Origin of the sequence: Romboutsia sp. MSSM.1001216sp_RTP31141st1_G3_RTP31141_220114 (genome assembly GCF_039031195.1) — a bacterium.
Taxonomy (GTDB): domain Bacteria; phylum Bacillota; class Clostridia; order Peptostreptococcales; family Peptostreptococcaceae; genus Romboutsia_C; species Romboutsia_C hominis.
In genome coordinates, this window is the sequence record NZ_JBCIUO010000037.1 from 1 (window position 1) to 6710 (window position 6710).

The following is a 6710-nucleotide window of genomic DNA, read 5'->3' on the forward strand; positions in this document are numbered from 1 at the left end:
ACTTCCTCACCTCCTTCCTGTAAAGAAGTAGGTAAGTTTTGTTGCATGGAAACACCACTCTATAGATTTCAATTCCAATATAAATTATATCATAATTCTAAATACATACCATTAATATTTACAATAATATTTTATTTTCTTTATCATAGAAAACATATATAGTTTCACCATCTGAACACTCTTTTTTCCAAAATTTAGCACCTTGTTCACCAACATAAATTTCAATAGGTTCATGAGTAAATATATCTTTTATTACAATATAATTATGCCCTACATAGTCTACATAGGCTTTGTCCTTATCACTAGTTATAAAACATTCACACATAATTAAAATCCTCCCAAGTTAATATTTAATTTAAAAGTTTTGCATGAACTACCATTCTTGCATTTTTAAAATCATAACTACAAGTAGATAGAGTTGGTATTTTATCATTAGTAGTTAGATTTATATTAGGTTTAAACATTGATTTGTCAGTTATCTTTTTTAGAAAACTTTCATAGTCAAAATCATTTTCAAAATTTGTTTTTATATAGTTATCGTCTTTATCAGTAACATATACAGAGAATATCTCATAATTTAATACTTCTCCATTTGGAGTAGAAATAGATACTAGTTTATTTTTATCAAAAAAATCTTTCTTCTTATAATTCTTTAATTGATCAAACATAGTTTTATTTCTCATATAATGACCATAAATAACGGTATTTTTATCTTCAAATCTATTATTTCTAAAGTCTAAAAATATAGATCCTGAAGGCAAATAATTTTTATTTATATCCTTATTAAGATAATATGAATTATTTTTACTTTGCACAATAGGGTAATCTATATTTGTATTATTTATAGTAATCCATCCTTTATAATCTTTATTTATATTAGACAAATCTATAATCTCTTTTTCCTTCCCTTTTACATCTTCCTTTTTATTATCTATCATATTTTCTTTTATACTTCTAACCTCTTCATAAACTTTATCTGCTTTAATATAATCATTTATTTTAGTTATAATAGTATAAGAAGATATAATAAATGTTACAATCAAAACTAGATTAATAAACTTTCTCATTTTTTACCTTCCCATTTCAATTTCTCTTTGTAATTTCTCATACATATTTTGATTTTTAATATTATCTAATTCATCACCAAGAGCTTTAGATATTTTATTAATATCTCTTTTAGTAATAGAATTTTTCTTAATAAATTTATTATTTTTTGATAAAGAATTATTATTTTTATTATTAATTCTTTGACTAGTATTTTTATTATCCATATATATTTCTTTTATTTCATTTAAGGTTTTATTACCCATACGAGTATATAATTCTTTTATTTTATTTTCCCTATACTCTTTAAATTTATCAAGTTGCTTACCTTCTTGACCTTTACCATAAATTTCTTTCCATTCTTTTTCTTGTTTATTTAACTTATCAATTAGCTCTTTATATTCTTTAGACTTATAGTTCATTATGTAATAGTCTGTTAGTCTATCAAGATGAACTCTAGCATTGTTCATAGTATTATAATTATAATGCCAATGTCTTTTATCAGAGGGAAGATTTTTAACTACTTCATTAAGTATTTTTTTCATTTCAATATCTTTCATCAATAAAGATTTTTTATTTGAGTAAGCTAAGTTTTCTCTTAATAAAGTATTAATTTCTTTATATTCTTTATCATAATCTAATAAGTGATTTATAAATTTACTTTTCATATTATCTAAAGTTTTTTGAGTTCTTTTTCCTCTTTGCCTAGTTGGATTAGGCTCACAGATAGCAACATGAATATGTATATTATCAGTATTATAATGAATACTTCCACTCCAAATAGCACTATCTTTTATATTAGTTTTATCTAAAGAATAGTCTATAGATTTTCTAATTGCTTCTTTAATTCTTTCTTCATCTAATGTTTTAGTTAAAGGGTCATATAGACCTTGTTTTCTAAGCCATTTATTATCAAAACTATATACATCTTGCCATATTACACTCTTATTTCTTTGAGCTTTAGCGAAGTTTTCTTTTAAAGTTTCTTTTTCTTTTTCAGTTAAGTTGCTACTGGAACTTGTAAAAATTCCAGTAGTTTTTTGAGGATTTCCCATATAGTCATTGTACAAAGAGTATCTATTAAAAGCATCATTTCTAACTGCTTCATCCCTATTAATGTAATCTATATAAGAATTAAATTTACTAGAAGAAGAAACAACAAATCTTGATTTAAAAACAATTGCAGGCACTATAATAACATCTCACTTTTCTTAGCCTTTTCTCTTAAAATTCTATTTTCAACCTCTTCTTTTGCAACCTCTAAAGTGCTTGTTGTGAACTTAGAAGTAGTTATATCTTTAAAGTCAGCAGAAGTTGTATTAAAGACAAAAGCATTCATAATTTCAATTAAAATTTGTGAATTTTTATCTGCCGATTTTGAAGAATGAATCATACTATTAAGTTCTGATTTAATATGTTCAGAAAGTTTTTTAGATATGACATCATAAACATAATCAGATGTTAAACTTGAATTTGTTTTGTGTTCTAATATGATATTTTCTAAAGCACTACTAACTGTAGCATTTTTATTTTTAGATTTATATTCTTCTATATAGTTAATTGTTTCTTGGGATATATAATAATGTTTTTGCTTTTTCATAAAATTATTTCTCCTTTAAATTAATATTTATAATTAAAGATTTCAATAGCTCCGTTTTTATATTATTAAAAATTTTTTGAGCTAAAATATCATAATCTATTTCTAATATTTTATGTTGTTGATTAGAACTCATTTTATGTTCTAGTATGATATTATCAACTGCTTTGCTAAAAGTATTTATATTATTTTCCTTTTGATATTTTTTAATATAATCTAATTTATCAGTTCTAAAATATACATTTTTTCTATTGGCTACGTTTTTTGAATCCATAAATAATCTACACTCCTATTCATTTTTTTGTAGTGAACTTATATCAATTAAGTTTTCTTCACAGAAATAATTTAAAACTTTTGTATTTAAATCTATTAAACCAATATTCTTTTTTATTAACTCATTAAACCTTGAATCTAATTCTAAAATTCCATCTGATACAACTAATTTCTCTAGTGCTTTTTTTAAAAATTCATTTCTACTTAATCCATTTTCCTTAGCCATAAAATCAATTTTATTCAATGTATTTTCAGATAAATTATTTATTCTTACATAAGAATTTTCTATTTTATTATCATCCATAATTTTTAACACCCCTTTTTATAAAATTAATTTATTTAAAATTTCAGTATTATATTTTAATGAAGTTTCTACTCTGTTTAATAAGTATTCGTATCGGCTAAACACATTAAATAATTCTTCTTGTGATGCAATATTTTCTATATAAATTTTTAAAAACTCACTTCTCTTTAAACCTTTTTTATTAGCAAGTTCATCTATTTTATCTATAGTTTCTTTGTTTAAATTTTTAATATCAATTCTATTTTTTTTACTTTTTCTTTTCATAAATTTAATTAATCCTTTCAGTTTTTTATTTAAATTCTTCAATAAAAAATTAGAGTAATTTGAAATTTTTTTATTTCGTTCCTCACAAAAAAAAGAGCATAAGGAGAATTTGTACCCATCTTCGATTGGTAGCTAGGCAAAGCCTAGCAATTCTCTAAAATAAAATATTAAAATCATGGGTACAAAAAAATACCCCTATACACACCTTTTGAACACCATTCCCCACACTCTTCCACACCTCTAGCCACCTTTTGAACACCCATATTTTAATCAAAAAAACTGATTATTTTTTTAAATAATCAGCTTTTTTCTCTTGAAGTTTTTGTATTTTATCTTTAAATTCTTTAATTTTTTTATTGCTATCTTCTATCTCAATATTTAAAGTTTTTATAGCATCTTGTATAGAATTTATTTGATTATTACTATCAGAGATTTCAATTTCTGTTTGATAAACTTGTTCTTCTTTTAATTTTTTTATATTCTCTTCTAGTGTTTTTATGTTTACATTTTTCTCTTCTATACCTTTAGTTTCTTCTTTGATTTTTTCATTTATTATATCTATTTCTATATCAATTCCATCTGATAAATATTCATTTGCAGTTCTTTCTTTTAGACTTAAAACTGATTCAATGTCGTTTCTTTCAACATAGAATTTTACCATTTCTACAGCCTTATTTTGATTTTGTTCTTGATTAGAAATTTTTAAACTATCAAGTACATTTTCTTCTTCAAACTCACCAACACCTAAAGATAATACTGTCCAATTTTTATGAACCTTAGCTCTAACTATGTAATTATTTTTATCTAATCTTCTAACATTAGTTTCAATTACTTCTAAAGGATTATTTTGTTCTCTAAGTTCAAATTGAAGTTTACTTTCAGCAAAATTAGATGCATTTTCACAATAAACATAGAACTCAACAGTATTAGATGTAGGACTATATTTTCTACTTCTAACTTGAATATTATAATCACCTATTGTCTTAATTTCTGCTATTGATGTTGTAAAACTTTTCTTGTTTTCATTCTTAATAAAAGCATTAGAATTAAAAAAGAAACCATATCCTAAGATAATAAAACCTAACATAAAGACATATACAAATGACTTATTATTATCTAAGTAATGCTTAACTTTTTTTAAATATAAATTTATTTTTTCTATTAAATTTTTCATAATATACCTCCTTTAAAATATCACATCTTCATCATTAAAGTTCATATCTACTGGCTCAAAATTATGCTTATCACTTTCAGTTTTTGGGTAATCTAAGTACTCAATTCTAGTTGCAACTATTAAAATATTTTTATGAGATTTATTATTTTCATCAGTCCATTTATTAACTTTTAAGAAGCCATGAATCAAAACTTTTCTTCCTTTTTCTAAATTATTTACAACACTTTCAGCGAGTTTATTCCAGCACTCTATATTAAAAAAATCTGCTTTAGCATCATTGTCTTTTGAGTAATCTTTATTTACTGCCAAATCAAATTTAGCAACAGATGATCCACTACCTTCTAAGTATTTTAGTGTAGGCTCTTTTGCTAATCTTCCAGTTAAAGTAACTAAATTCATTTATAAAACCACCTTTCATTTTTTATGATTTTAAATAAAAATTAAATAAAAAAACTGGCTAAGTTTTTGTAAACATTAACCAGTTTCTTTTATAAATTAATACAATAAATACAAAAGTATTTATAGATTAATTCATATGTATTTATTTTGTATTATCAGTAATTTTTGCAAATACAGGCTCAATCCAATATGAAAGATTTTACAATAGAAAACTTCTTTTTGAAGTTAAATTTTTTAATATTATTTCAAATTTTTCTGAACATGGTTCTTCATCAATAAATGGGTCAATACAAAGTTTACCGATACTTTTGTCTCTTGTTATAGAGCAAGTATAAGCATAATAATTTTGCCATCTAATTGTTTTAATTATTGTTGAATTGACTTTAAATTCTTCACTTTCAAAATCAATATTTTTTTCATATATGTTTATAACAACTTCTTCATCTAAATATTCCATTTTAGCAAAAAAACAACCGCTACCTGCGATTGCTTCTTCTTCTGTATCAAATTCTATAGGTAATAAAATGCTAAATGATATATCTCTATTATCAAACATTCTATCACTAAAGTATAATCCTAATTTATATTTTATCTTCTTCATTTAATCACCTTTATTATTTTCTATAATACTTACTTTTTATTATTAAATTCTAATTTGAAATTTACATAATCTCCATTTAAACTCATAACTACAGTTGCATCATATGTATTTGAACCGTCTTTCTTTTTTAAGCCTTTTACACTTGCTTTGCTTTTAGATAAAAGAGATTTAGCAATTGTTTTAGTAACCTTTTTTCCTTTATCAGTAAAGAATTTATTATTTTTAAATATTGAAAAAGTGCATTTAGGTTCGTCTTTAAATCCTTCACAATAGAAAGATTTTTCACTTTCATATACATTTTTACCACACTTAGGACACTTACCTATAATCTCTTTTTCTACTTTCGGTCTTTCTATTTTTTCAACTTCAATTTGCTTTGCATTGTTTATCATATTAGATAAATCCACACTAAAAAACTCTAAGGCTTTTTCCTTAGAGAGTTCATTTTTATATACTTGTTTTAATATCTTTTGAAGTTCAACAGTCTTTTCTTTATATAAATCTATAGTCAATTTATTTAAAGTATTTATTAAATTGATTCCTAAAATATCTATATAAAAAGTTCCTTTATTTTCTTTTATATATCCAAGTTTTATAGCTTTTTCTATTATACTTGCTCTTGTAGCAACTGTACCTATTTCACATCCACTTAGCATTAAGTTGTACTCTTCATCCTCTGTCATATCTGACCTTTTAAATGGATTTTTAAGATAGTTATTTAACTCTTCTAATGTAATATGTTTAGGTGGTTGAGTTTCTTTATCAGAAACGATTATATTAGGTTCTAAAGTTTCTCCAATAGAAAAACTAGGTATAAATTTCTCTTTTAAATCATTTTCATATTTTAAATACCCTAAAGACTTTATAGAAGTTCCCTTTAGTGAAAAATTAAAACTTCCTAGTTGAAAAAATACTTTTACTTCCTCTAGGATAGTATCTTCAATTAAAAAGTTTGAAATAAATCTATTCTTTATTATATTATATACTGCAAGTTCATTTTGACTTATATCAGTCGGTATTTTTGTAGTTGGTATTATAGCCGAATGGCTTTCTA

Annotated in this window: 11 protein-coding genes; all 11 read right to left on the minus strand. The window is 23.5% G+C overall.

What is annotated here, in order from left to right:
* Nucleotides 1-118 precede the first annotated feature (118 nt).
* Nucleotides 119-325 (minus strand): hypothetical protein, encoded by a 207-nt coding sequence (locus tag ABCP60_RS15485; protein ID WP_343102134.1) that lies wholly within the window; start codon nt 323-325, stop codon nt 119-121.
* A 25-nt stretch (nt 326-350) separates the two neighbouring features.
* Nucleotides 351-1067: a class B sortase gene (gene srtB, locus ABCP60_RS15490; protein ID WP_343102135.1), complete on the minus strand. Its 717-nt coding sequence runs from the start codon at nt 1065-1067 to the stop codon at nt 351-353.
* 3 nt (nt 1068-1070) lie between these two features.
* Entirely contained in the window at nt 1071-2234 is a 1164-nt protein-coding gene (mobP2, locus tag ABCP60_RS15495) for a MobP2 family relaxase (protein ID WP_343102136.1), read from the minus strand.
* Nucleotides 2234-2644, minus strand: a complete 411-nt coding sequence (locus tag ABCP60_RS15500; RefSeq protein WP_343102137.1) for a hypothetical protein — start codon at nt 2642-2644, stop codon at nt 2234-2236. Before ABCP60_RS15500 ends, mobP2 begins: the two co-directional genes overlap by 1 nt.
* 4 nt (nt 2645-2648) lie before the next feature.
* The gene (locus tag ABCP60_RS15505; RefSeq protein ID WP_343102138.1) at nt 2649-2915 is read right to left on the minus strand and encodes a hypothetical protein; all 267 of its coding nucleotides are present in this window, start codon (nt 2913-2915) and stop codon (nt 2649-2651) included.
* Nucleotides 2916-2930: 15 nt separating this feature from the next.
* Nucleotides 2931-3218 carry a hypothetical protein gene (locus ABCP60_RS15510; RefSeq protein ID WP_343102139.1) on the minus strand — a complete coding sequence of 96 codons (288 nt, stop codon included), beginning with the start codon at nt 3216-3218 and terminating at the stop codon, nt 2931-2933.
* An 18-nt stretch (nt 3219-3236) separates the two neighbouring features.
* Nucleotides 3237-3482 (minus strand): hypothetical protein, encoded by a 246-nt coding sequence (locus ABCP60_RS15515; protein WP_343102140.1) that lies wholly within the window; start codon nt 3480-3482, stop codon nt 3237-3239.
* 283 nt (nt 3483-3765) lie between these two features.
* On the minus strand, nt 3766-4656 hold the full coding sequence (locus ABCP60_RS15520; RefSeq protein ID WP_343102141.1) for a hypothetical protein: 891 nt from the start codon (nt 4654-4656) through the stop codon (nt 3766-3768).
* 12 nt (nt 4657-4668) lie between these two features.
* Nucleotides 4669-5055 carry a single-stranded DNA-binding protein gene (locus ABCP60_RS15525; RefSeq protein WP_343102142.1) on the minus strand — a complete coding sequence of 129 codons (387 nt, stop codon included), beginning with the start codon at nt 5053-5055 and terminating at the stop codon, nt 4669-4671.
* Between the two features lie 199 nt (nt 5056-5254).
* On the minus strand, nt 5255-5656 hold the full coding sequence (locus ABCP60_RS15530) for a hypothetical protein (RefSeq protein WP_343102143.1): 402 nt from the start codon (nt 5654-5656) through the stop codon (nt 5255-5257).
* 29 nt (nt 5657-5685) lie between these two features.
* A partial coding sequence (locus tag ABCP60_RS15535; RefSeq protein ID WP_343102144.1) for a DNA topoisomerase occupies nt 5686-6710 on the minus strand: 1025 nt, incomplete at its 5' end.